The organism is Pseudoalteromonas sp. BZA4, from assembly GCF_040104395.1.
In the GTDB taxonomy this organism is placed as follows: domain Bacteria; phylum Pseudomonadota; class Gammaproteobacteria; order Enterobacterales; family Alteromonadaceae; genus Pseudoalteromonas.
In genome coordinates this window covers 1-24,897 of the sequence record NZ_JBECOT010000056.1, presented here as the reverse complement: position 1 = coordinate 24,897, position 24,897 = coordinate 1, and the positions used below count along the sequence as shown (strand labels likewise).

The window sequence follows — 24,897 nt, the reverse complement described above, 5'->3', positions numbered from 1 at the left end:
AAGAAGAAGAAATTTATAACATCAGTTACTGGAAAAAGCAGGAGTATTGAATTATTGATTGAAAAAGATCAGTTACCTGAATTTAAGTAAGGGCAACTGATCAAAATATATGTGAAAGAGTACTAGTTCCTAGTTCCTAGTTCCTTTCCCATTTGGCTCACTTCACCACTGGCCGTGGGCGCATTAACCAATGGAAAATAAATATCAAACCAAAGAACACCGATACGGCTAAAGCACACAACACAATAATGTTGGTTGGTAAGAACGAATCTGTGCTGTAGCTGTAGCGCTTTAATTCTTGCTCGGCGGTTAACTTAGCTCGTTCGGCTTTGCTAGGTAAAACAAACTCATGAAACGAATCTGTTGGTTTTGCTTCTGTACGGGCAAGTTGCGCACTTTTTTGCTGCCATAACATATCAAATTGCTGAAACTGAATTTGCTTATTTTCAAGACACGACTCAAGGTTTTGCAACTGTAACGAACGAGCAGCACAACGTGGCGGCATAACATAAAAGCGCTCCCATGCTGCTTGTTTGCTGATGTAGGCTTGCTCAGTTAATGGCTTTGCCAAAGTGTTTTCAAGCTCAGTAATATCAGGGTTATACAAAGACGACTTTAGCTCAGCAATTTGCTCTTCACTAAAGCAGGTTTCAGATATTCGTGCCGACAAGCTTTGAATGCGCTGTTTATAGGCTTCAATTTTGTCGAGAAGATTGGTTTTACGCAGGGCTATTTGTAGCTCTATACGTTCGGCTTGCATGCTTTGACATGCATCTGAAGGAGCGCTTTGCTGCGCCCAAGCAAAAGCGGGCAACAACAAGGCTGTTGTCATTAAAATCCGTTTAATCATTAATTTACGTCACTGTAAAAGTTAGAGGTACAGATTATCAGTTTCTAATAAAACTGCAACAAATCTGCGGCAAATTCATTAAAAAGGTTGATCTATCATCACCCAAAAATTTGCCCCTTCTTTTGAATTAGCAAGCTCTGTTCGAACGACTAATCCCGACATCATAGCTCTTAACGAAACACCATAATCATAGTGGTAGTCTTGCCATAATGTATCCAAGGTTAAATGAGGTGACACACGACCAGCTTCAACAAAGCCAACTAACTGAAACCAATCTAGCTTCAAAAACTTTAACCAATTTACATCTGCAATTGGATTGTATTTAAGGGTATAGCGATATTCGAATGCCCCATAAATAGCGGCTTTGTCATGAAATCGATAAAAATCATAACCCCGTAAACGCTTAAATCCTCCTAATGTAGCGCCTTCGTTATACGGTGCAGCATCAGAGATAAACTTAGTGCCATCAAGAGTGTGATTAACTTGCCAGCTAGGTGAATAAGCAGCCCAAAAATTAAATGCTAAAATACGCTGATGAGCAAATTCACTTGCCCCTAAAGAAATAAACTTACTGCCATTAAACTGCCACAAATCCCAATCATAAATATCGTCACTCCCTGGCATTGATTGGCTATAGGCAAGATACTGCCTGCTTCCGTAACTTGGGTTAGTTGCAAAATCGGTGTTGTCATATAGAAGGCCAAATTCCATTGCTGAAATGCTGCCATCTTGTGTACCCTCATTAAATTCAAAGCTTTGCGAGCGCCTAAAATAGCGTGCAGTTGCAACCATTACACCCGATTCCAACGGGTTCCACTGTGCCCCGCCCGATGGCTCAGAAACCAACAAGCCATCTTTAAGTTGGTAACGCACCATACCTGTTTGCGATGTTGCGCCAAACGGTAAAGCGTATTCGATGCGAGCATCAAACCAATTAGAGCTACCATCGGCTTCTAAATACACCTCGTTTGAAGAGTCATTACTACCGGGGAACACGGCGTTGTCAGCAATGGGCACTTTATGGCCTCCGGTATAAGCTCGCTGATCAGGAAAATACGCAGCTATGCCACTGGCACTAAAATACCAGCGTTCTGAATCTAACACCTTATAGTTAAACAGGCCAGCCCACGCGCCTTCGCTCACGTCACCTTTAAATGCAGTTGCGCCAACGGTCATTTGTGGTTGATGGTAACCTTTGATCATGCCACCCACACCAAAGTTAAGCCCCATGGTATCGGTGCTAAATAAGTAGGGAAGCACTAAAGACTCGTGCTTATTATTCGCGCTCTCAACACGCTCAATACTTGCTTTTACACGGGAAATATCAGCATTGGCCGTTAGGCTTGCAGCCACACAAACGCCACAAAAAATAACTTTAAAGTTAAGCATTACTAGCTCCTTTAGTAAGCGACTTAAATAAGCATAGCTGGTGCTTAAAAACTTTAAAATGATTTAACGCAAATGTTACTGATGAAGTTGATAAAACTGCTGATCATCTAAAGCAAATTGAGCAAGCAACCAATCTTTAAACAGCTGTACTTTTTGCCATTTAAAATGTTCGGGCGGCGCAGCAAGGTAGTACTTATATTGGCAGTGATACTCATAGTTTGGATAAATCTCTAGCTGACCAAGTTGCAGTTGAGTTTCGATTAAACGTCGCCTTACCATTGCAATGCCTTGCCCTGCTAACGTGGCTTGAATAACCAGTGCAGCGTTATCAATTTCAAGTGCGGGGAGCGCATCTGGGCTTACAGCTAATTGCTGAGCCAAAGTTAACCAACCGCGCTCTGCGTCTGGGCACACATCTTTAATTAGTTTTTGTGCCAGAATCTGCGGTTTAAGGGGTTTATTAACATCAATGGCACCGGGTTTATAAGCCAAAAATAGGCTGTCGTCGCTGATAAGCTCACTGTGCAAACCTGGGTAGTTTCCTTGACCAAATCGAATGCCTAAATCAACTTGCCCCGCTGAAAAGTCGGCAAGTTGATCGCTTGGTTCAATACGCACTTTGATATTGGGGTATTTGTTTTGAAAGTCGCTAATACGGCCCAGTAACCAGCCACTGGCGAACGAAGGCAGCACAGTTAAGTTTAACGTATTCGGGTGGCTATCTTGGCTAACAGCCTGCACACCTGCCTGTAAATGACTAAATCCCTTAAGTACATGGGGTAATAGCTGTTCGCCTTGGCGAGTCAGCTCAACATAACGGGTATGACGAGTAAACAAGCTGCAATCAAGCTGTTGTTCTAACAAGCGAATTTGTTGGCTAACCGCAGCTTGGCTAACAAACAATTGCTCTGCCGCAAGCTTAAAACTACCTAACTCTGCCGCGTGCTTAAAATACCAAAGGCTTTTTAATGGAGGTAACTGCATACGCTTTTATGGTTAATAAAAACTTAAGCATAGGTAATTTTTAATCGTTTGTCAGTAGTAGTAACACGAGTAATACTCATATTGCCAACCGCGACAAGACAAGGACAACCACTATGAAATACCTCGTTATTTTATTACTTTTATTTACCACAAGCTTTAGTTATGCCAACCAATCAGTACTTACTCAGCTTGATACCGATGAAGGCTACCCTTATAAAAACTTAATTAAAAAAGTAGAGCGAGTAGAGATTCGCTATGTAGAAAACAGCCATTCGGTGATCTGCAAAGTCAATGTGCAAACACTGCACAACCAATACATGGGCAAAGAACAAACAGTCTCAGCCAAATTATTTGCAAAACGCCCAATGGCCGCGTGTTTAACCCGCGAAAAAGCTAAGCAAATCCTGCATATGCTGTAACCATTTCAACCTTGTAAAACTAGGCTACGAATAGCTGTACTTCCCCAGTAGCCTAGTTTTTTCGGCACTAAAGTACATCTCCTGCAATACCTTCCTCTGGGTTTAGCTGCTGAGACGAACGTTCGACCTTAACAACCCCACAGATCGACTAACATCTAATATCTGATCACTAACGACTCAAAACCTGGGTTTAATTGCATAGAAGAACACACGACCTAACAACCCCACAGGTCGACTGACACCTAGTGCCTAGAGCCTAGCACCTTTCCCCTTATACCTCGCACCTCGTATCTCGCACCTCGCATCTCGCTAACTTTGTCTCAACACACCTCCACCTTCTCTACCTCAACCGGCTCTGCCAAGGCATTCTCATAAAACGCGAACACCGCTTTGGTATAAGGCTGAGCATAATGCTCATCAAGGGCGGCTTGCGATTCAAACTGCTCAACTAAAAATAAACAACGCTGCTCTTTACTCGCAAACAGCTCAAAACGATTACAACCAGGCTCTGCACGAGTGGCTGCTAATATGCCCTGTAAACGCCCTTTACAGTCGTCAAATAATGCCGCCTTTGGGGTAATTTTTGCCACGATATTAATCATACTGACTCCTTACTAAATAACTTTAAAACCAATGCCCTAATTGGTGGGGCAACCGTAAATGCCACCACAAACGCAGCAGGCCATGCATTAGCAAACGCCTTCATCCAACTTAGAAAAAATGTATCGCTTAGCCCTAAGTTGACATAAGTAACCCATGCCGAAAGTAAAAACGACATTAAAAACGAAAATGCCGCAGTAAAAGTAAAATGAATTTTCATATTTCCTCCTTGGCGTTACTATATTTGCACAGGCCAAGTGGCAACAGTCACGAAAATGCAAACTAAGATTGAGGGAGTCGTATGCTGGATGATCTGCATTTATTCATTGAAATAGCGCGCCGTAAAAGCATGAGCCAAACAGCAAAAGATTTAGGACTGAATCTATCGACCCTATCAAGGCGCATTCAGGCATTAGAAGAGAAACTCGCTGAGCCATTACTGCAACGTACAGCCCGAGGCATTGTGTTAACCGCCAAAGGTGAATCACTGTATAACGAATTAGGCGAGCAAGTGCTTGCTCTTAACAGCCAGCTTGAGCAACTAAATGACTCACCCACCGCAAAAGAGTTTTACCTGTTGTGCCCACAAAACATCATTGCGGGCCCACTGATGGGGGCCGTTAATCAGTTTGCGATGGCAAACCCTACGCTAAACCTCCACATTTACCCAAGTAATGCCAACAGCCAACTAAGCCAAAAACGTTTTGACTTAGCCATTCGCATTGGCGAACAACAAGATTCAAGTTATTTTCAAAAGCGCCTAGGCATGATTGCAATAAAGCTGATTAAAAAGAAAGATGCCCCAACTTCAAGGCTGATATTGCCCTATTCAGAGTCACAACTTCCCAGCGGCTTACTTAACAAACTAAAAACCGAGTATGAACAAATAAGCTTTTGCTTTGATATTACAATCGCCAGAAAAATGGTTGAAGCAGGCTATGGCATTGGCTTACTACCCATGAGCGAAATTTGCTGTATAGAAGACACCAGCAACTTTAGTTATATCGACTCACCCCACAACATTCCCGCAAGGCCAATTTACGCCCTCTGGCCACATTCACGCACACCATCAGCGAATGCCCAGTTGTTGATAGAACAACTCCAAACCAATATTTCAGACTCACCGAGTTTACAAGGAGAGGTGTTGAAACTGTAGTTGCGAGATGCGAGATGCGAGATGCGAGGCATTGTAGGTCGGGCTTTAGCCCGTCAAACAACTCAATCTTTAAACCAACGATAAAGACCAAACACAAACAACATGGCCGCAATACCAGCCAAGGCTAATTGCCAAATTTTAAGGTCATTCAACTTTGTTAATTGAGGACCAACACTCTCATTTAAAGGAGCTGAAGCTTGTTTAACGGGTGCTTCGATTATCGGATTCTTTATCACGGCTTGGCTTGTAGTTTTATTTGCATTAATTTCTGTAATGGTCGGCTTTACAGTAATAACAATATCTTTATAATCTGCTTTAGCTTTACCACTCCAAGCAGATTCAAATAGCGCCTTTTGCTCTGCTTTATTTTCGCTACACCATACAAAATCAGCTTGCTTCATATCCTTCGCTCTACAGCGATACGGTAATTGATAAAATTGCCCCCAAGCATGGCGCTTTTTATCGTCATTATATGAGTTTGAATACACAGTAGAGTTATGTACTTTGGTGTTTAAAAGTGCGGTAGGGTTCGAGCGATACGTATAATTACCGCCATTACCAGTACTTCTTTTTGGGTGTTTGCAGTGTCTCGCCAGCAGCGTAAAAAGCTCATCTAAACGTTGATTCCACCGTTCACCTTGCCTAGCCGTGTAGCTACGATTCATTCTTTTACGAATGCCCTCGCGCTCAGCCTCAATACTATCGCAGCGACTTTTTGAATATTGCTCTTCAGCAACCGTGTTGAAACTCGCAAGCAAAGTAGCGAGTAATAAAATCCATTTATTCATAACATTACATCTGTGTAATTTGGTTGTAATTACTCCCTATGTGTTAGCTAGGGAGATATTTATTCGATAAAAGCTTGCTAAAACAATTGCTTTATTAAACTTTCGATGCAAATTGCCTACTCAAACTAAGCATTAAATTTAGTCTCTATCAATTAAACCTTAGAAATATTTAAGCTTCTTTGCACAGCTTGATAGCAAATAGCTTTTTGCATAGCTCCATCTATTTGATTTTGGCGCATCGACAATATAGTTTTTGCTAACTGTCTATGGGAAACAATCGGAAATGGTGGTCGCTGCTTCAACTCTATAAACCAACCTGGAAAGCACAATATTGGGGTTATTTTTGTTTGAAAACCAGTTGCTCCACTTAACCATTTATAAACCCAATTTGCTTGTATTTCTGCTTGTTCAATTGGCTTGTTTTCATTCCAAGATGGAAAGGCAAGTAGATTATTTTCGAATCGGACTTTGTAGTTTGTATCATCTTTAACGCGCTTATGCCTTCCTTTTGTTTCAATCGCAAAAACACCATTAGGCCCAATAACTAAGTGATCAATATTAAACCCATCAGCTTGAATATCATGAAATATTTGATACCCATGAGATTGAAGCTCAATTAATTCAGATGCAACAGCTAACTCAGCGTCTCGTCCTAGTTTTAGTTTAATTAACTGGTCTGATTCAAACCACGATTTTCTGGCGGTGTAAATTAAACCGACAATAATTACAATTATAAAAAAGTAGTTCAATTGACCGCTTGCCAACATTTCGGTAATCCCTTTGAGGGCAAACGGCATTGTAATAATCAATGCAGCTAAACCTATGTAACCAACAACATTAAAGATCTTATCGTTTACTTGATCGTTAAGTGTTTGTGCGGCTACTCGAGTAAATTTTTTTCGATCTACAGGTAACTTGGCTTGCTTCTGGTGAAGCCATACTCTTAAAAAAATAACACCTAATATTGAATATATTCCTCCTATTACAAATAAGAGGCTGAGTCCTTGTGCTATGAAGTTATCCATTTCAGGTCCTTGTTCTGTTAACTCCCTCTTTATACATCAATTATTTAATAATGTCGCGTTGGCGACGGCAACCAAAGAGAAGTAAACGCCGACTTCTCTTTGGAATCTCTCGGCGCCCCGAGGTTCACACTGTTCCCTCTATTTGAATTAATTAAATGAACGTAAACAGCGTAGATAGGCCATCCGTGGCCAAGCTACGCTTTTTACAGCATCCATGCTGTAAATTACTCATAATTAATTCAATTTCGGGTGTGAACACGGGGAAAACCTCAGCAATCGCCTGCAACTGAACAATGAGTTATTTCTTGTTTTCATTAGCTATTTCAGTAAACTGGCTGTAAGTAACAGGGAGTGGTTTATGGAACAGGTTGGCATTTACGAGCAGCTTATTACTCAAGTGATTGAGCAGAATTTAGATCGTAAGCAATTTTATGTAGGAGAACGCCAACTAGAATCTGCCGAAGCCGCAACTTGGTTAGCTCGATTTTTAGGAAAATTAGTCGCACATGCGATTAATGCTATCCCCCAATCAAAAGATCGATTAAGCGAACAAATTGATTTAGCTAATAACTTAGTTTTATGGCTTAAAGATCATATTAAAGACGATGAGCTAATCAATGAAAATCTCATAGATAGCCAAGGTAAAATACTTACAGCTCTATTCAATACAGAAAACCCTGTAGCAACTAATCTCAAAGACTACTCAAACAGCATTTTCCCACTAACAGGTCTTACGCAAAGTGAGCTATTTTGTGGCGCAAATGCTGGCCTATCTCTTGAGACTGAGCTTAAGAGAGAAATTAAATCAGCTGATACTATTTATTGGCTCGTTTCATTTATCAAATGGACTGGACTGCGGATATTTAAAAGTGAGCTAGAAGCCTTTACAAGAAAAGGTAATAAGCTAAAAGTAATCACCACCTCATACATGGGTGCAACAGACGCTAAAGCAGTTGAGTTCTTAGCTAGCTTACCCAACACAGAAGTAAAACTAAGCTACAACAATCAACAAGAACGTTTACACGCTAAATCTTACTTATTTATGCGTAACACAGGTTTTCATACAGGCTACATTGGTTCATCAAACTTATCACATTCAGCACTCACCAGCGGCCTTGAGTGGAATTTAAAAATCACCGCGCAAGAAATACCGCATATTATTGCTAAAACTAAAAGCACCTTTGAAACCTACTGGCAGTCGCCAGATTTTGAATTATTTAGCGGCAAAGTTGAATGCAAAGAAAAGCTAATAAACTCACTTAATGAGCAGCGTGGTAAAGGCCAATCAAGTAACCAGTTTTATTTTGATATCACACCAAAAACTCATCAATTAGCTATTTTAGAAAAACTAAGTGTTGAACGAAGTGTTCACGATCGATTTAGAAACTTAGTGGTGGCTGCAACAGGCACTGGCAAAACCATCATATCGGCATTTGATTTTAAAACCGTGTATGACAAAAAGCCAAATGCCAATTTTTTATTCGTCGCGCATCGAGAAGAGATCCTCACTCAAGCACAAAGCGCCTACCGTGGTGTGCTAAAAAATAACGATTTCGGCGAGCTTTGGGTCGGTAACTACAAGCCTCAAAGATACAACCAGTTATTTGCCTCAATTCAGACTCTTAATAATCAAATCGACAACATGAAGTTGAGCGCTGATTTTTATGATTACATTGTTATCGATGAAGTACATCACGTAAGTGCAGCAAGTTACCGCGATATTCTTAGCCGCTTTAAGCCAAATATTTTATTAGGCTTAACGGCCACTCCGGAAAGGCAAGATGGTGCAAATATTTTGGAAGATTTCTGTGGTGTAATTGCTGCAGAGATCCGCTTACCAGAAGCAATAAATCAACGCCATTTGTGCCCATTCCAATACTTTGGGCTTGATGATGATATAGATTTAGCCAAAGTAACTTGGCGTGGCGGCCGTTATGATATTAGCGAATTAAGTAACCTCTACACTGGCGAAGACAGCCGTGCTAATAAAATCATATCGAGCCTCAATGAAATCGCCACTAACATTGACAAAATTAAAGCCTTAGCATTTTGTGTTAGCCAAGATCATGCTGAGTTTATGGCTAGTAAATTTAACCTTGCAGGTATAAGTGCAGACGTACTTACTAGTAAAAATACTCATGAGCGCAGTCACAAACAACAAGCGCTTAGACGAGGTGAAATAAAGATCCTCTGTGTAGTGGATATTTTTAATGAAGGGGTCGATATCCCTGAAGTTGATACTTTGCTCTTTTTAAGGCCAACCGAAAGCTTAACGTTATTTTTACAGCAGTTAGGACGAGGCCTGCGCTTACCTGACAATAACCAAAAACAATGCTGCACCGTTCTCGATTTTGTTGGTAACGCTCGCCCAGAGTATGACTTTGCTAATAAGTTTCGAGCTCTAATTGGCAAAACTAACCAGTCAATAAAAGCAGAAATAGAAAATGACTTTCCGCATTTGCCGTTGGGTTGCAGTATAGAGCTGCAAGAACGTACCCAAAAAGCAATTTTGCGTAATATTCAACAGGCAACTAATAGCAAAAGGCGCTTGCAACAGCTTATAAGTAGCTATTCACAACATACTAACGCCCAACTATCTCTAAGAAACTTTTTAACCATAAACCCTCAAGTGACGTTAGAAGATATTTATAAACCGAAGGAAAATAAGCTCGGTGGCTGGCACTGGTTAATAGGTGATGAAATACCAGTAGAGCAAGTCGATATTTACGCTGCGTATTATCGTGCGATCAACACTCAATTACTTAGTTGCAACTCACTGAGCTATTTGAGCTTTTTACGCGATTTATGTAACAGCGACTTTGCAATTGAAATAACGCCTGAAAATCAACAATACGCTCTAATGGCTCATTACAATTTTTGGGATAACACTGGTACAAGTCTAGGATTTAAATCTCTTAAGCAAAGCTTACAAGCACTAAAAAACCCGCTATTACAACACGAGTTATCAGAAGTGATTACGCTTTTAATAAATCGAATTCACCAACAAGAAAGTGATTTAACGTGTCTCCCTAATCACGCAATAAAATTACACAGCCGTTATACACGCCAGCAAATATTAGCTGCATTTGGTGCACATACGTTTGATAAAAAATCGACTGCACGCGAAGGCGTATTAGAGTTCAAAAAACAAAATTTAGAATTACTTTTTGTAACTCTCAACAAATGCGAAAAGACCTATTCGCCAACAACGCTATACCATGACTATGCAATCAGCCCTACTCTGTTTCATTGGCAAACGCAAAACAGCGCACGACCAGAACACGGCCGCGGCCTAAGCTACATTCAGCACCAACAAACAGGCAAAACCATCTTGTTGTTTGTGCGTGAACAAAGCAAAGATGAAAACGGCAGAACAATTGGATTCGTTAACTATGGTGAGGTTAAATACCAAAGCCACAATGGCAGCCAACCAATGAATATTACTTGGGAGCTAACAAACTCCATGCCAAGTGAAATGTGGCATGAGGCAGGGAAGTTGGCTGTAGGTTAAAACCTAAGCTCATTAAGAATCATATTTGTACTTTGTCTGCGCGACTAAATCTAACGCTTGGACATTTTTACTTCCCGCCAACTCGAACCTATCTTTTGCAAGCCAAAGTTTTGCGCCATTGCTGCTTGCAACTTGGTATGCCCAGTTGCTTACTGCAAGGGATTTGTCTACATCACAATGAAAATAGCGAGTTAGTTCATCAGTGAGCAGCTGGCTGTGGCGATCTAGATTTTGATCTTGCCAACGTTCGCGGTGCAGCTGGGCTGCTAAAAAGTCGCGCTTGCTGTTATTACAACTTCGATGGGCGGCAACAAAGTTATGGCCTAAATCGTTAGCGTAGCGAGCAAAAGGAATAAAGTGATCAACTTCAATAGCACTTGTGAGTGGCTTTTGACAATAAAAGCACTGGCCTTTTTGTATTTCGACTAAAACTGGTTTTGCTTTATTAAGTGCTGTACGGTCGAAACCAAATAAAAAGTCATGCAGTTGGCTTTGAGGGCCAATAAGCGCTTGATTATGCTTAATGCTTTGAATCTTTTGTAACCATGCATTTTTAGCTAAATAGACAACTAAATCATAAAAGCGTCTAAAGCAAGCGGCTATGCCCGCATTTAGAGTGATATAGCTTTTGCCTTTTGTGTGCGGATATAAAAAGCACTCTTCTTGCTTAGCGAGAATTTGTAAGCGCCACAACGGGCCTGTTTTTAACGTGTCTAATGCAGCTTTGTAAGTGGTGTGCCAGTAAGGGCTTAATTTGAGCTGGCGCAAGCTACGAATATTGTTTTGCTGGCACTCATATAGCACCGCAATTACTTTTGATTGCGCACCCGAGTTTTGTTTTAGTAAAGCACTTTCACCACTATGAGCAGAAGAAAATGGTACAGCATGGTGCCAATATAGCTCTATTAACTTTTCAGCAAGCATAGCAAGATCAATGTTTAACTCGCTAGCTTCATACATCATTGGTTGCTCAACACAAACATCAGCCAACGCATGCAATAGTGCAAACTTATAGGTAGCACTGAAATCGCCTTCCACCAGCATACGCTGAATGTAAGCAATAAAATCGAGTTGCTGCTGCATGGCCATCATCAATCAAGCCTTATGTGTACTTTTTAAAAGTGCTAACGTTCATGAACTGTTCCCTGTTTGCATCTCATATTTGCCACTTATGCCTATAACGCATTGTTGTAGCTTGAATATTGGTGATTTAGTTTAGGAACAATCTAGCATGAAAAGCTATTGCAAATATAGGATTTTAGGTAGAGCTATACTCTAAAACCCATACAATATTGGGAGAGTTGCGGTATAGCCTGCTATACCGCATATAAATTATTAAATCGTTCTTCTATGCAGAATGGCGTTTAACCATGTTTCTGTGGCACGCTCTGGACGTTGGTCAGCGCTTTGCCATGACTTGAGGGTAAACAGGTCGGTGCCTTTGATAATACTCTCAAGAGCTTGTTCGTTTAGGTCGGTAAATTCGCGACCGTTGTGTTCGCGCTCGCCGTCGCCGTATTTAAACGATACATACACGATGCCTTGTGGCTTTAATGCGCGGGCAAGGTTATTGAATGCTTCTGTTAAGTCGTTTTTTGCTACGTGAATAAGGCTTGCGCAGCACCAAATGCCGTCGTATTTGGCAACGTCGTTTAGCTCTAGAAAACTGCTTACTGCTACGTCTTGGTTTAAATATTCTGACGCCAGCTTTGCCATAGCTGGGCTGATATCGAATGCATCTACGCTATAACCACGCTCTTTAAAGATGAAAGCGTCGCGGCCAGAGCCACAACCGGCATCGAGTAAAGCGCCTTTTTTTGGGATCAGCGGTAAGAACTCGTCATAAAGTTCATTAAGGTCTACATCGAGTGTGGCATCGACAAATGCTTGCGCATTTTGGTTGTAGTATTCGACGGTTTTGGATGCCATGTTACTTCCTTTATATTGGCAAGATTGCTTGGCGCTAAAATACCATTAAAGCTAGGTAACGCAAAGGATGAAATGTGATTTTAAATGCTAAAAATCAACGATTTTTGAATGGATATTAGAAGTTAGTTGGAGGGAGGAAGAAGGTAGTAGTTACGAGGTGCGAGATGCGAGATTATATACTTTTAACTCAACAACATTGCACAATTGGCAATTTACTAGCACTATTATGTATTAAGAAGACTTTAGTCTGAGGTAAGCATGCACGACAAGCAAACTCATTGCCAACCAACAGGTTGCAATAACTGTAAAGACAAATTAGAACTTGGTTTTGATTTTACAATGGCTTTTCAGCCAATTATTGATTGCACCGATAAACATATTTTTGGCTATGAGGCATTAGTTAGAGGGCCCAATAATGAGTCGGCTTATTCTGTTATCTCACAAGTTAACGATGAGAACCGTTATACCTTCGACCAGCTTTGTCGTATTAAAGCTATTTCGCTTGCAGCTAAGCTGAAGCTTGATTCTATTTTGAGTATTAACTTTTTACCTAACGCGATTTACAAACCTGAGCGCTGTATTAGAACAACCCTTGAAGCTGCTAAGCAATATGACTTTCCGGTAGAACAAATTATGTTTGAGTTTACCGAGGTTGAAAAGGTTGAAGACAGTACGCACATCAAACGTGTTGTTGAGTATTACCAATCACTCGGGTTTATTACCGCAACCGACGACTTTGGCTCAGGATATTCTGGTTTAAATTTACTGGCTGATTTTCAGAGCAATATTATTAAGCTCGATATGGAGCTGATACGCGATATTCACCTAAATAAAGCACGCCAAATCATAGTGAACCATTGTATTGCTATGTTTGAAGAGCTCAACATTACCGCCCTTGCCGAAGGCATTGAAACAGTTGAAGAGTATCAATGGTTACGCCAAGCCGGGGTAAGTTTAATGCAAGGGTATTTCTTCGCTCGCCCAGGGTTTGAAAGCCTGCCAGAAGTAGATTTTAGTAAGTTGGATTAAGTACCAGTAACGAGAATCGAGTTGCGACAAAACGAGAGCGGTCAGCTTTCAGCGATCAGACGCGCGAAACAAGTTTCACGCCTACGGTGAATACATCAGGCGCTAGGTTTTGGGCGCTAGGCTCTAGGACGCGATGTTAAATCGCTGGTTTCTCGTATCTCACATCTCGTCACGCGCACCTTTTCCCTTTACTCTTTCCCCTCGTAACTTAATACATTTCCCGGCTAAAGCCAGTCCTACGGGAGAAACATTTGGCTCTGGGTGCTAGGCGCTAGGACGCGATGTTAAATCGCTGCTACCTCGCATCTCGTAACTTTACTCTTTCCCTTGTAGCTTGAAACTTATAACTCGTACCTTGCTAACTTCTTCCAGTATTTAATCGTATTTGTATTATAAATTTTTATTTAGGATGCTAGGCTGAATATTCTTTAAGCATATTGAGAAAGGATAATGATGTTTTTACGCATACTGTTAGTCTCAGCACTTGTTTTATGGTCTTCTGAAAACCTAGCCGCTAAAGAGCAGTCTCTTAGTTTTGATGCTGAGTTAAGCAATTATCAATACGACTTACCTGTACAGTTTTTTAATTTTTCGTCGCAAAATACGCCATTAAAAATGGCTTACTCTTACCTTAAGCCAAATAATAATATGCCAACCGTTGTGCTCATGCATGGCAAAAACTTTAACGGTCATTATTGGACTAATACTGCCAAGTACCTTAATAGCAAAGGCTATGGAGTATTGGTCCCAGATCAAATTGGTTTTGGTAAATCATCAAAGCCTGCCGATTATCAATTTTCGTTTGCTGTATTAGCCAATAACACTCATCAGCTAATGTCATCTTTAAATATTGAAAACCCTGTTGTACTTGGCCACTCAATGGGCGGCATGCTAGCAAGCCGTTACAGCCTAATGTTTTCTAGCCAAGTTAGTAAACTCATTTTGCTAAACCCAATTGGTTTAGAGAACTATTTAAATTATGTGCAATACAAAGACACCGATTTTTTCTTTAAAAATGAATTGGCTAAAACACCTGAAAAGGTTATTGCTTACCAGAAGAAAAACTATTACGACGGTAAATGGAATAGCTCCTACGAGCAATTAACCCATTTTATTAGTGGTCAAATTCAAGGCCCTGATCATAAGCATATGGCGTGGGTTAATGCTAAAACCTACGATATGATTTTTACGCAACCGGTCATAACGGAGTTTGATCAGTTAAACATGCCTGTGTCTTTAATAATAGGTACCCGCGACAGAACTGGCCCTGGCCGCAATTGGAAAAAAGCAAATGTTGACCATGAGCTTGGCCGTTACGATATATTAGGCAAAGCCGCGGCAAATATGATCCAAAAATCGCAATTAATTGAATTAGACGATATTGGCCACCTACCTCACATCGAGGATTTTGAACGCTTTAAGGGTGCATTAGACAAAGCGTTATCATTTTAATTTTGGCCGCGCGAAACAAGTTTCGCGCCTACGGTGAAGATATTAGGCGCTAGGTGCTAGATTCTGGGCGCTAGGACGCGATGTAAAATCTGCTACCTCACATCTCGCATCTCGTAACTTTACTCTTTCCCCTTGTAACTTGAAACTTTCTCTTTTTTAATAGCGTTATTAGGGGCTGATCTGTATAATCCGCGGCCTATTATTTACCCTATTGCTTGTTTATTTTCGCAGTTGCTGCGCCCATAACCCTGTCAGTATTTTTCTAGGAACAATTCGTTGATTTCAACCGCAAATATCACCATGCAATTTGGTGCAGAGCCTCTGTTTGAGAACATTTCAGCTAAGTTTGGTAACGGTAACCGCTATGGTTTAATTGGTGCGAATGGCTGCGGCAAATCGACCTTTATGAAAATTCTAAGTGGTGCGCTTGTGCCAACGTCTGGCAATGTGTCGATTGCACCGGGTTTAAAGCTAGGTACGCTAAGCCAAGATCAGTTTGCATTTGAGCAATACACTGTGGTTGATGCGGTGATCATGGGTGATGCAGAACTTTGGAAAGTTAAACAGGAGCGCGACCGTATCTACTCACTGCCAGAAATGAGTGAAGAAGACGGCATGAAAGTCGCTGAACTAGAAAGCGTTTTTGCTGAAATGGATGGCTACACAGCAGAAAGCCGCGCGGAAGAAATTTTGATCCAAGCGGGTATTGAGCAAGAGTTTCATTACGGCTTAATGGCAAACGTTGCGCCGGGCTGGAAGCTTCGTGTGCTTTTAGCACAAGCGCTGTTTGCAAACCCTGATATTTTGCTGCTTGATGAGCCAACCAATAACCTTGATATTCACACCATCACTTGGCTAGCTAACGAGCTTAACCAGCGTAAGTGTACGATGATTATCATCTCGCACGACCGTCACTTCTTAAACTCGGTATGTACACACATGGCTGATATCGATTACGGTGAACTAAGAATTTACCCTGGTAACTACGAAAAGTGGATCGAAGCCTCAAGCTTGCAACGCGAACAGCTACTTGCTGAAAACGCAAAGAAGAGCGCCGAAATTGACGAGCTACAAGAGTTCGTAAACCGCTTTGGTGCTAACGCATCAAAAGCGAAACTTGCTAGCTCTCGTGCTAAGCGCATGGATAAAATTAAGCTTGATGAGGTAAAAGCGTCAAGCCGTATTAGCCCATCACTTCGTTTTGACGAAGGCAAAAAGATGTATCGCCAAGCATTAGAGCTTACTAAGTTAGGTCATGGCTTTGATGGCGAAACCCTGTTCAGCGGCGGTGAGCTACTACTTGAAGCCGGCGCTAAACTTGCGGTTATTGGTGAAAACGGTGTTGGTAAAACCACCCTATTACGTTGCCTAGTGAATGAATTACAAAGTAACGAAGGTGTGGTTAAGTGGTCTGAAAATGCCAGCATTGGTTATTGCCCGCAAGACAGCAGTAAAGACTTTGATAACGACTTAACTTTATTTGATTGGATGTCGCAGTGGCGCACCGCTAAGCACAACGATTTAATGGTGCGTGCTATGTTAGGCCGTTTATTATTCACCGCAGACGACGCTAACAAAAAAGCCCGTAACTGCTCAGGTGGTGAAAAAAACCGCCTATTGTTTGGTAAGCTCATGATGCAAGACATCAACGTGCTCATTATGGACGAGCCAACCAACCACATGGATATGGAAGCCATTGAAGCACTCAATAACGCATTAAAAGATTACCAAGGCACGCTGATTTTTGTGAGCCACGACCGTGAGTTTGTATCGTCTTTAGCGACTCGGATCATCGATATTAAAGATCAACAGCTTATCGATTTTCAGGGCACGTTTGACGAATATATGGACCATGTTGCGCAACAAGCGCAATAACCCCTTCTTCGAAAAGGTGAGCAAGTTAGCTCACCTTTTTTGTTTACGTTCAGTTACATATTCACTTTACTGAATTACCCATTTTAGGTAACTTAAATTTCTTTGACTTCAATAGAACAATAAATTTAAGGGACCTAAATGAAAAAGCTCCTCAGCGTATCGGCACTGACTCTGGCTCTAACAGCCTGTGGTGGCGGTTCATCTACAGATAAAACGCCAGATGTAAAAGTAGAGCAAAATACTGCACCGACGCTTTCTGGCTCGCTCACTCTCTCAGCCAAAGCGCTTGAATCAACTAATTTAGTTGTTGATTTAAAAGATGAGCAAAACGACAGTGTGACAACCACGATTTTTGATAAGCCAGAGTGGCTGACTGTAACCACCAGCAGTAATCAAGTAACTTTTAGTGCAGAGCCAAGCTTATTCGAAGTAGCCAACCATGCTTTTACTGTAGAAGTTTCTGATGGTAAAGCGAGTAATCAATATACTCTAACCGTTAATGTCGCCGAGAATCGTGCAGCATGGCAACCTATTGAGCTTAGCAATAGCGAAGTGATGGGTAATTGGCAATCAAGCGATGGTAGCGTAGAGCTGGTATTTGCTACTGAAGATGCCGGGGTAATTGCTCAAAATGGTGAGTTAAGTCGTTTTGATTGGTCGAACCCTGATGTTATTGCACTAAATACCCAAGCGATTGATTGCTTGCATGAATGTAATCAACAAGCCCTTCTTGAAATGGAAGTGTTAGCTAAGCGCGATGATGCTATTCGTGTTAAGCTTTTTAATGTTTCAACCGATAAAGGCGAAGTAGTTACCCTTTATAAATCAAATACAGAGCTTAGCTCTGCGTATTATGTTGATATGGACGACAATACTTTTCACATGGTGAATCATTTAAACACCGAAGGTGAAGAAAGCTATTTTGAAGTATCGATAGCAAGCTATATTCCAACAGCTTCAGGCAGTACCACATCATTCCCTTATGCAGAGTTTTCGGCGACCTTAGAAGGTAAAACGTTAGCGATTAATGGCGACAAATTTATTACGAACAGCTATGCAAATCAGCTAAATAAAGAAGGCTACGAGGTGAATGTAGAGTTTGACCTTAACCTCGTTAATGCCGAAGTGGTTGCGCAGTTCGATAATTTTGCGGTGCTAAAACTGCAACATGTTCTTAGCTATCATGATGAAACTGACGCTGCTAATATTGCTGAGTCAGAAGAGCTAACTGAAGCTATGAAAGTGCAAACGTCGATTGTTGCATTACAAAAACTGACACCGATTGCGGTACCTGAGCTTAAAGTGGGTAAAACGTATACTGGTCGCTTAAATAATAAAAATTCAGATACAGGTGAAGGATTAACGTTTCGCTATTTACCATCATTTTTCACTATCACTGCCGCCGACACTGCAACGGTAACATTCAATACGCCTATAAGTACCGACTCGTTCAAGTGGCATTACAACTTAGACAATAATGGCGACACCGTTAAGGTAACCGGCAATGGCCTAGATACCAGCTTACAATTTTTCACTCAACCTGATGGTAAAACTCTCATGGTGCGCGAGCGAAATAAAGAAGAGCGTCAGGCTCGCTTAGGGTATGAATTTATAGAAGTGATTGATGATTCAACCATCACACTTGATGACTATAAGCACCTATTTAGCTACTTACGTCAAGACTACACCAGCGGCAACCTGAAAACATACTGGTTTATAAATGATGATGGTAAAGGCAGCTTCTATTACGCTGATCAATATGGCCTTGAAAACCGAGCTAACTTTACGCCAAATACCTATTGGCAATTTGAAGCTGATAACAGTATTAGTTTTGCAATGATGTCTCAGTGCCCAAGTGCATTTGATTACTCTAGCTGTAAGAATGAGGTGTTAGGCGATGATGAAAATTTATATGCCTCTTTAATTAATTTTAAAATTATTCATAAAGAAGCAGATAAATTCATTTTCGACCGCCTGTTTTGGCAGCGTATCTATAACTACAGCGATAAAGAAGTTGAAGAAAACATATACCAAAACAGTTATTGGTTAGGGATTGAAAAGTAAAGGAGTTTTCAGCTGTCAGACTACGTGTAGCAGCGGGTTTATCCCGCGTCATCGGCGAGTTATGGGTGCTGGGATTTAGGTTCTGGGCTCTAGGTCCTAGGCGCTAGGACGCGATGTAAAATCGCTGCTACCTCGTATTTCGCATCTCATATCTCGAACCTCGAACCTCGTTACTAGTTACTAGTTACTCGTAACTTTCCCCTTTCCCCTAGTAACTCGCTAACTTCTCTAAATAAAAAAGGCCACACAGTTTAACTGTGTGGCCTTTGTACTTAACGGAATTTTAAGTTAAATATCGAAACGGTCGGCGTTCATTACTTTCACCCATGCGTCGACAAAGTCTTTTACAAAACGTTCGTTGTTGTCGTCTTGTGCGTAAAACTCTGCGTATGAGCGTAGGATTGAGTTTGAACCAAACACTAAATCAACGCGTGTTGCTGTCCATTTAGTTACACCCGTGCTGCGATCAATGATGTCGTAATAGCCTTTACCTAGTGGTTTCCACGTATTAGCCATATCGGTTAGGTTGACGAAAAAGTCAGTACTAAGTGTGCCTACGTTATCTGTAAATACACCGTGTAAAGTACCATTATGATTAGTACCAAGTACACGCATACCACCAACAAGAGCGGTCATTTCTGGTGCGGTTAAGCCCATTAATTGCGTGCGCTCTAACATTAGCTCTTCTGCTGAAACCGCGTAATCTTCTTTGAGCCAGTTACGGAAACCATCGTGAATTGGCTCAAGTACGTCGAACGAGTCTGCATCTGTCATCTCGTCTGTGGCATCACCACGGCCAGGCGCAAATGGCACAGTTATATCAACACCCGCCGCTTTTGCTGCTTGCTCAACCGCTGCTGAGCCACCAAGTACAATTAAATCAGCGAGGCTTACTGGTTTGCTTAAACCCGCTTGTAATGACTCGAGTGCGCTTAATACTTTAGCTAAACGCTTTGGTTCATTGCCTTGCCAATCTTTTTGCGGTGCTAGGCGAATACGTGCACCGTTTGCACCACCGCGATGGTCTGAACCACGGTAAGTGCGGGCGCTATCCCATGCTGTTGCGATTAAGTCTGCTTGGCTTATACCACAGTTAAGTAGCTTGGTTTTAAGTTCGCTAATTTCGCTGTCTGATAAGGTGTAATCAACCGCTGGGATCGGATCTTGCCAAATCAGATCTTCGCTTGGTACATCGGCGCCCAAATAACGTGATTTAGGACCTAAGTCACGGTGCGTCAGTTTGAACCATGCACGTGCAAACACATCACTAAAGTATTCAAAATCATCGTTAAAACGCTCGATAATCTTACGATAGGTTGGATCCATCTTCATCGCCATATCGGCGTCGGTCATAATAGGATTTAAACGAATTGATGGATCTTCTACATCAACTGGTTTGTCTTCTTCTTTAATATCGATTGGTTCCCATTGCCACGCACCTGCAGGGCTCTTCTTAAGTTCCCACTCGTAGTTAAGCAGTAGGTAGCAATAGCCGTTATCCCACTTAGTTGGGTGGGTTGTCCATGCGCCTTCGATGCCAGACGTCATGGTATCGCGACCAATACCGCGTGAGTTGTGGTTGTTCCAGCCAAGGCCTTGCTCAAATACATCAGCTGCTTCTGGCTCAGGACCTACGTTTTCTTCACTACCATTACCATGGGTTTTACCCACAGTGTGGCCACCTACAGTAAGCGCTGCAGTTTCTTCGTCATCCATTGCCATACGGGCAAATGTTTCGCGTACTTGTTCTGCCGTTTTAAGCGGATCTGGATTACCATTCACCCCTTCTGGGTTTACATAAATTAAGCCCATTTGCACTGCTGCTAATGGGTTTTCCATGGTGTCTGGTTTGGCTACATTTGAATAGCGCTCATCGCTTGGAGCTAACCATTCTTTTTCAGCGCCCCAGTACACATCTTTTTCTGGGTGCCAAATATCTTCGCGGCCACCGGCAAAGCCAAAGGTTTTTAAACCCATTGATTCATATGCCATATTACCGGCTAAGATCATTAAATCTGCCCAAGAAAGCTTATTACCGTATTTCTTTTTGATTGGCCAAAGTAAGCGACGTGCTTTATCTAGGTTAGCGTTATCTGGCCACGAATTTAATGGCGCAAAACGCTGATTACCTGTACCACCGCCACCACGGCCATCTTCTAAACGGTATGAACCCGCTGAGTGCCATGCCATACGGATCATTAAACCACCGTAATGGCCCCAGTCAGCTGGCCACCATTCTTGGCTTTCGGTCATTAGGTTTTTTAAATCGGTTTTAACGGCTTCAAGGTCAAGAGATTTGAATGCTTCTGCGTAATTAAAGTCTTTGCCGTAAGGATTCGTTTTGCTGTCGTGTTGATGAAGAATGTCGAAATTGAGTGCGTTTGGCCACCAGTCGGTATTTGATTGAGCGGTGACAGTGTTACTACCATGCATTACCGGGCACTGGCCCGTTTTTCCATTACTCATTATGTGCTCCTCATAAGCTAAAAATATGACGAAACGCTAAAAAGTCGCTTTTATCCCTTTCGTCATAAAGAGAGATTTTCTAATAGTTATGAATAACTAATAGCAAATAAGTTCCTGTTGTTTAAAACTATAGGAGTTGTATATAAATAAAGCTAGATCCAGATCATGGTTTTAAATCGATTGCACCGATAGAAAAATCTGATTTGATTCATTTTATAAAACCGTCCATTTTATAAGGGTATTTTTTAACAGCGAGTAGCCCTTATGAAAACCATTAATCCTGACGTTGCTAGACAACTAAGCATTAACTTTTTTATCGCCAATTTACCTATTTTGATGTTAACAGGGCTGGTAGTTGCTTCGCTTGTGGGGCTAACCTTTAGAAGCTCGGTGTTGTTTTGGCTAGCGCTGTTGATAACGCCTTTGAGCATTAATTACTTATATTCTAAAAAACGTATTAAACAGTTTTGCAAAGACAACAAATGCTCGGATATTTCTTGTCTTGCTAAGCAAACTGATTAATTTTTAATTTTATTACCCAGTCACCAGATTATTTAGCCAACAACTTGTATAAATATTAATTAGTTATGTGAGCTTTTGCGGCAATTTGAAGGTGACAGTAACGCCGTTATCCGGTTTGCTGGCAATACTCACTTCGCCTTGCAGCGCTTGCGTTGCAAGGTTATAAACTATCGACATACCTAAACCACTACCGCCATTGCCTCGCTTAGTAGTGAAAAATGGCTCAAACACTTTGTGCATCACATCTTCGGCCATGCCATGACCATTGTCTTGATAGGTTATGGTGTAGCTATTGGTGTCGTTATCGATGCTTACAGCGATATCTATGCGGTTTTGCTCACGGCCAACAAATCCGTGCACACAGCTGTTATTTACAAGATTTAAGAATATTTGGCTAAGCGCCCCGGGAACAGTTATAAGCGAAAAGTCATCAACACAGTTGATGTTTACTTCAACATTATGACTTCGTGTAAGTGGCATTAAGCTATGTAAAATATTTTCAAAGTAATCTTTAATGTTGGTTTCGAGTAAATTAAGCGATGATTGATCAACCGCCGTTTGTTTAAAGTCACTGATGAGCTTTGCAGCCCGTTCAAGGTTGGTAAACGATATTTTGATACACTCGTTTAAATGATTCATGCCTTCAAGTAGGGCCGCTTTTGTTAAGGTATTTGAATCTATGTGTTTATTAAGCGTATTTAGCTTATCTTTTGCCGAACTATTTGCTGTGACTGCGATGCCAATAGGCGTATTAACCTCATGAGCAATCCCCGCAACAAGATTACCTAGTGAAGCCATTTTTTCGGCTTCTATGAGCTTTTCTTGCATCGCGGTCAGTTCAGATAAAGTTTTTTCAAGCGTACGCGTTCGTTCTGCAACACGTTGTTCTAGATGCTGATTAGCACGCTCAAGTTCTGCATTGATGCGTTCGTTTTCTTGTGCAGACAAGGCTCTGCCATAAAGATCAGCCAAAGCACCGATGAATGAACATTCGTCTTCTGTCCATTGCCTTGTTCCACCTATGTGCTCACAGCAAAATATACCAATCATTTTTCCTTTATAACGAATTGGCGCATCGAGCATTGCACCTATGTTAAGAGGTGTTAAGTAACTTTCGCTAAATTCATACGTAGCAGGGTCGGTATGAGCATCTTCGGCGGTAATCGTACGTTGGGTGTCGAGTGCTTTGAAATAGGCAGGATATGCATCACGAGGGAGCACTAACATTTGGATTTCTTTGCCGTTTTCTCTATCGAGTAATAACCGGCATTCAATTGCGGTGTTTTCTTCATTTAACAGCCAGATCCCTGCTCGGCCAATTTCTAGGCCATCAAGTACAGCATTCAGAATTAAGCGTTCAGCTAATTCAACATTGCCACTATCAAGATCAGAAGAAATCGATACTCCATACAGCAGTTGGACTAGTTGTTGGCGCATACTCTCACCTTTTAGTTTTACGACTTCTTAAGTCTAGACGAACATTGTGATTCTGACAGAACGAATATAAGTTTTTAAAAACTCATTAAGTATTAAGTAGTTGTTCAGATTAAAATGGGTATATTGTACCTAACTCCTGTTGATACCCCTTACGACTTTATGTTGTTTAAGCAGTTTGGCCAGCTCTCCCCCGAGCTGGCTTTTTTTTGCCTAGTCCACAATGCTCACGCATGTTACAGTTACCTCAGAAATCACTAAAAATTAATATGTCATGCGTTATACCTTAATTTTAATCACTTTTTTAATGAGCTTTAGTACATTTGCAGCAGCTCAAAATGAGCCAGAAAACCGCCCTGCATTAACCGAAGCAGAGCAACAACAAGCTCTCGATAAGCTTCAAGAACCTATGTATAAGCCCTTGTTAGAGCGCTATATTCTTGATGAATTAAAAGCTGTGCGCCAAGACCAACAAAAGCTGCGCGAAGATGTGACAAAGCAAGTTGCTCATACGCAACTAGATACTGCCGACCGTGCATTAACTTATACAACAGACACTATTAATAATGTGTTTTTCATTATCACGATTACTGCTTCAATTTTGGTTTTAGTCGGTTGGAATTCACTGCGTGATGTGAAAAACAAAGTAGAAGACATCGTAAACTCACGTGTTAGTGCGATCACACAAGAATACGAAGAGCGCCTAAAAGTACTTGAAGAAAAACTACGTGAGCGATCTGAAGAGATCTTATTAAACCAACAAAAGATCTCAATCACCAATGAAGTTCATTCTTTATGGATGCGTGCCAATTTAGAAAGCGATGTTGCAAATAAGATTGAGATTTTTGACGAGATCTTAAAACGTAAACCAGAAGACGTAGAAGCCATTGCCTATAAAGCAGATGCACTGTTAGAAATTAACGAAACAGGTGAAGCTATCGAGCTTTGTAATCAAGCATTAGAAATTGATAGCGACTACGGCTACGCATACTGGCAACGTGCTTGTGCATATGCGTTACTGCACAAACACGCCGATGCAATGGCTGATATTCGTATGGCCCTTGAGTATTCTCCTAACCTACGTAACGAGCTATTACACGAAAGCGCGTTTGCCAGCCTTCACGACAACGACAGCTTTAATTCGTTGCTAAACGAAACGGCTTAGCCGAAACCCGTGTAGCAGCGGATTTATCCCGCGTCATAGGCGCTAGGGTTTAGGTTCTAGGCGCTGGGATTTAGGCTCTAGGCTCTAGGCTCTAGGCTCTAGGCTCTAGGCTCTAGTACTTCATCACACAAGTTCTGACTAGTTGAGGGCACCATAGGCCCTCTGAAGTTTTTCACGAGCTAATTCAACATTAAACATCCAGTTTATACTTGTTCTTTCTTTATTCCTGCTCCATTCCC

General features: G+C 41.4%; 20 protein-coding genes. 9 read left to right on the top strand and 11 right to left on the bottom strand.

The features are described from left to right. Positions 1-157: 157 nt before the first annotated feature. The 3 genes from ABMY41_RS17715 to ABMY41_RS17705 all read right to left on the bottom strand — a co-directional run bounded on the left by ABMY41_RS17715 (position 158) and on the right by ABMY41_RS17705 (position 3,223). Entirely contained in the window at positions 158-850 is a 693-nt protein-coding gene (locus ABMY41_RS17715) for a hypothetical protein (protein WP_349275668.1), read from the bottom strand. 78 nt (positions 851-928) lie between these two features. Then, entirely contained in the window at positions 929-2,239 is a 1,311-nt protein-coding gene (locus tag ABMY41_RS17710) for a BamA/TamA family outer membrane protein (protein WP_349275666.1), read from the bottom strand. A gap of 75 nt (positions 2,240-2,314) precedes the next feature. Continuing rightward, complete coding sequence (locus tag ABMY41_RS17705; RefSeq protein WP_062565916.1) at positions 2,315-3,223, bottom strand: LysR substrate-binding domain-containing protein; 909 nt, start codon at positions 3,221-3,223, stop codon at positions 2,315-2,317. Positions 3,224-3,336: 113 nt separating this feature from the next. Between ABMY41_RS17705 and ABMY41_RS17700 the strand changes: the two genes are divergently transcribed. Further along, entirely contained in the window at positions 3,337-3,642 is a 306-nt protein-coding gene (locus ABMY41_RS17700; RefSeq protein ID WP_349275664.1) for a hypothetical protein, read from the top strand. A gap of 320 nt (positions 3,643-3,962) precedes the next feature. Here the strand turns inward: ABMY41_RS17700 and ABMY41_RS17695 are convergent, their stop codons facing one another. Both ABMY41_RS17695 and ABMY41_RS17690 read right to left on the bottom strand, forming a co-directional pair. Beyond that, positions 3,963-4,244 carry an antibiotic biosynthesis monooxygenase gene (locus ABMY41_RS17695; RefSeq protein ID WP_062565387.1) on the bottom strand — a complete coding sequence of 94 codons (282 nt, stop codon included), beginning with the start codon at positions 4,242-4,244 and terminating at the stop codon, positions 3,963-3,965. Beyond that, positions 4,241-4,462 carry a DUF2798 domain-containing protein gene (locus tag ABMY41_RS17690; RefSeq protein ID WP_058584444.1) on the bottom strand — a complete coding sequence of 74 codons (222 nt, stop codon included), beginning with the start codon at positions 4,460-4,462 and terminating at the stop codon, positions 4,241-4,243. Before ABMY41_RS17690 ends, ABMY41_RS17695 begins: the two co-directional genes overlap by 4 nt. Before the next feature lie 81 nt (positions 4,463-4,543). Between ABMY41_RS17690 and ABMY41_RS17685 the strand changes: the two genes are divergently transcribed. Further along, positions 4,544-5,398, top strand: coding sequence for a LysR family transcriptional regulator (locus tag ABMY41_RS17685; RefSeq protein ID WP_349275662.1), 855 nt, complete (start codon positions 4,544-4,546; stop codon positions 5,396-5,398). 62 nt (positions 5,399-5,460) lie between these two features. On the opposite strand, the gene ABMY41_RS17680 is transcribed toward ABMY41_RS17685, so the two are convergent. Together ABMY41_RS17680 and ABMY41_RS17675 are read right to left on the bottom strand one after the other, a co-directional pair. Continuing rightward, positions 5,461-6,186: a hypothetical protein gene (locus ABMY41_RS17680; protein ID WP_349275661.1), complete on the bottom strand. Its 726-nt coding sequence runs from the start codon at positions 6,184-6,186 to the stop codon at positions 5,461-5,463. Positions 6,187-6,338: 152 nt separating this feature from the next. Beyond that, the gene (locus ABMY41_RS17675) at positions 6,339-7,211 is read right to left on the bottom strand and encodes a nuclease-related domain-containing protein (protein ID WP_349275659.1); all 873 of its coding nucleotides are present in this window, start codon (positions 7,209-7,211) and stop codon (positions 6,339-6,341) included. A 358-nt stretch (positions 7,212-7,569) separates the two neighbouring features. Here ABMY41_RS17675 and ABMY41_RS17670 point away from each other — a divergent pair, with 358 nt between their 5' ends. Beyond that, positions 7,570-10,722: a DUF3427 domain-containing protein gene (locus ABMY41_RS17670; RefSeq protein WP_349275657.1), complete on the top strand. Its 3,153-nt coding sequence runs from the start codon at positions 7,570-7,572 to the stop codon at positions 10,720-10,722. Positions 10,723-10,734: 12 nt separating this feature from the next. On the opposite strand, the gene ABMY41_RS17665 is transcribed toward ABMY41_RS17670, so the two are convergent. Together ABMY41_RS17665 and ABMY41_RS17660 are read right to left on the bottom strand one after the other, a co-directional pair. Next, a complete protein-coding gene (locus ABMY41_RS17665; RefSeq protein ID WP_349275655.1) occupies positions 10,735-11,817 on the bottom strand; it encodes an HNH endonuclease in 1,083 nt (360 codons plus the stop codon). A gap of 240 nt (positions 11,818-12,057) precedes the next feature. Next, positions 12,058-12,651, bottom strand: a complete 594-nt coding sequence (locus ABMY41_RS17660) for a class I SAM-dependent methyltransferase (protein ID WP_349275653.1) — start codon at positions 12,649-12,651, stop codon at positions 12,058-12,060. 258 nt (positions 12,652-12,909) lie between these two features. Between ABMY41_RS17660 and ABMY41_RS17655 the strand changes: the two genes are divergently transcribed. From ABMY41_RS17655 to ABMY41_RS17640, 4 genes are all read left to right on the top strand, one after another. Next, on the top strand, positions 12,910-13,680 hold the full coding sequence (locus tag ABMY41_RS17655; RefSeq protein WP_058584440.1) for an EAL domain-containing protein: 771 nt from the start codon (positions 12,910-12,912) through the stop codon (positions 13,678-13,680). A 450-nt stretch (positions 13,681-14,130) separates the two neighbouring features. Continuing rightward, positions 14,131-15,132, top strand: coding sequence for an alpha/beta hydrolase (locus ABMY41_RS17650; RefSeq protein WP_349275651.1), 1,002 nt, complete (start codon positions 14,131-14,133; stop codon positions 15,130-15,132). A 276-nt stretch (positions 15,133-15,408) separates the two neighbouring features. Beyond that, on the top strand, positions 15,409-17,007 hold the full coding sequence (locus ABMY41_RS17645) for an ABC-F family ATPase (protein WP_082710896.1): 1,599 nt from the start codon (positions 15,409-15,411) through the stop codon (positions 17,005-17,007). Between the two features lie 138 nt (positions 17,008-17,145). Beyond that, on the top strand, positions 17,146-19,071 hold the full coding sequence (locus tag ABMY41_RS17640) for a hypothetical protein (protein WP_349275648.1): 1,926 nt from the start codon (positions 17,146-17,148) through the stop codon (positions 19,069-19,071). Between the two features lie 288 nt (positions 19,072-19,359). Here the strand turns inward: ABMY41_RS17640 and katG are convergent, their stop codons facing one another. Beyond that, positions 19,360-21,537, bottom strand: coding sequence for a catalase/peroxidase HPI (gene katG, locus ABMY41_RS17635; RefSeq protein WP_349275647.1), 2,178 nt, complete (start codon positions 21,535-21,537; stop codon positions 19,360-19,362). Between the two features lie 264 nt (positions 21,538-21,801). Here katG and ABMY41_RS17630 point away from each other — a divergent pair, with 264 nt between their 5' ends. Next, positions 21,802-22,059, top strand: a complete 258-nt coding sequence (locus tag ABMY41_RS17630) for a hypothetical protein (protein WP_063703943.1) — start codon at positions 21,802-21,804, stop codon at positions 22,057-22,059. A gap of 63 nt (positions 22,060-22,122) precedes the next feature. Here the strand turns inward: ABMY41_RS17630 and ABMY41_RS17625 are convergent, their stop codons facing one another. Next, a complete protein-coding gene (locus tag ABMY41_RS17625) occupies positions 22,123-23,496 on the bottom strand; it encodes a GAF domain-containing sensor histidine kinase (protein ID WP_349275645.1) in 1,374 nt (457 codons plus the stop codon). A gap of 271 nt (positions 23,497-23,767) precedes the next feature. Here ABMY41_RS17625 and ABMY41_RS17620 point away from each other — a divergent pair, with 271 nt between their 5' ends. Further along, positions 23,768-24,658 (top strand): tetratricopeptide repeat protein, encoded by an 891-nt coding sequence (locus tag ABMY41_RS17620; protein ID WP_058584434.1) that lies wholly within the window; start codon positions 23,768-23,770, stop codon positions 24,656-24,658. Positions 24,659-24,897: the final 239 nt, after the last annotated feature.

What these genes read in the sequence shown, in the direction of transcription:
- katG (WP_349275647.1), bottom strand. Translation starts at nt 21,537, where the DNA reads ATGAGTAATGGAAAAACGGGCCAGTGCCCGGTAATGCATGGTAGTAAC.
- ABMY41_RS17640 (WP_349275648.1), top strand. Translation starts at nt 17,146, where the DNA reads ATGAAAAAGCTCCTCAGCGTATCGGCACTGACTCTGGCTCTAACAGCC.
- ABMY41_RS17680 (WP_349275661.1), bottom strand. Translation starts at nt 6,186, where the DNA reads ATGAATAAATGGATTTTATTACTCGCTACTTTGCTTGCGAGTTTCAAC.
- ABMY41_RS17675 (WP_349275659.1), bottom strand. Translation starts at nt 7,211, where the DNA reads ATGGATAACTTCATAGCACAAGGACTCAGCCTCTTATTTGTAATAGGA.
- ABMY41_RS17650 (WP_349275651.1), top strand. Translation starts at nt 14,131, where the DNA reads ATGATGTTTTTACGCATACTGTTAGTCTCAGCACTTGTTTTATGGTCT.
- ABMY41_RS17655 (WP_058584440.1), top strand. Translation starts at nt 12,910, where the DNA reads ATGCACGACAAGCAAACTCATTGCCAACCAACAGGTTGCAATAACTGT.
- ABMY41_RS17690 (WP_058584444.1), bottom strand. Translation starts at nt 4,462, where the DNA reads ATGAAAATTCATTTTACTTTTACTGCGGCATTTTCGTTTTTAATGTCG.
- ABMY41_RS17685 (WP_349275662.1), top strand. Translation starts at nt 4,544, where the DNA reads ATGCTGGATGATCTGCATTTATTCATTGAAATAGCGCGCCGTAAAAGC.
- ABMY41_RS17670 (WP_349275657.1), top strand. Translation starts at nt 7,570, where the DNA reads ATGGAACAGGTTGGCATTTACGAGCAGCTTATTACTCAAGTGATTGAG.
- ABMY41_RS17620 (WP_058584434.1), top strand. Translation starts at nt 23,768, where the DNA reads ATGCGTTATACCTTAATTTTAATCACTTTTTTAATGAGCTTTAGTACA.
- ABMY41_RS17660 (WP_349275653.1), bottom strand. Translation starts at nt 12,651, where the DNA reads ATGGCATCCAAAACCGTCGAATACTACAACCAAAATGCGCAAGCATTT.
- ABMY41_RS17630 (WP_063703943.1), top strand. Translation starts at nt 21,802, where the DNA reads ATGAAAACCATTAATCCTGACGTTGCTAGACAACTAAGCATTAACTTT.
- ABMY41_RS17715 (WP_349275668.1), bottom strand. Translation starts at nt 850, where the DNA reads ATGATTAAACGGATTTTAATGACAACAGCCTTGTTGTTGCCCGCTTTT.
- ABMY41_RS17625 (WP_349275645.1), bottom strand. Translation starts at nt 23,496, where the DNA reads ATGCGCCAACAACTAGTCCAACTGCTGTATGGAGTATCGATTTCTTCT.
- ABMY41_RS17710 (WP_349275666.1), bottom strand. Translation starts at nt 2,239, where the DNA reads ATGCTTAACTTTAAAGTTATTTTTTGTGGCGTTTGTGTGGCTGCAAGC.
- ABMY41_RS17700 (WP_349275664.1), top strand. Translation starts at nt 3,337, where the DNA reads ATGAAATACCTCGTTATTTTATTACTTTTATTTACCACAAGCTTTAGT.
- ABMY41_RS17705 (WP_062565916.1), bottom strand. Translation starts at nt 3,223, where the DNA reads ATGCAGTTACCTCCATTAAAAAGCCTTTGGTATTTTAAGCACGCGGCA.
- ABMY41_RS17695 (WP_062565387.1), bottom strand. Translation starts at nt 4,244, where the DNA reads ATGATTAATATCGTGGCAAAAATTACCCCAAAGGCGGCATTATTTGAC.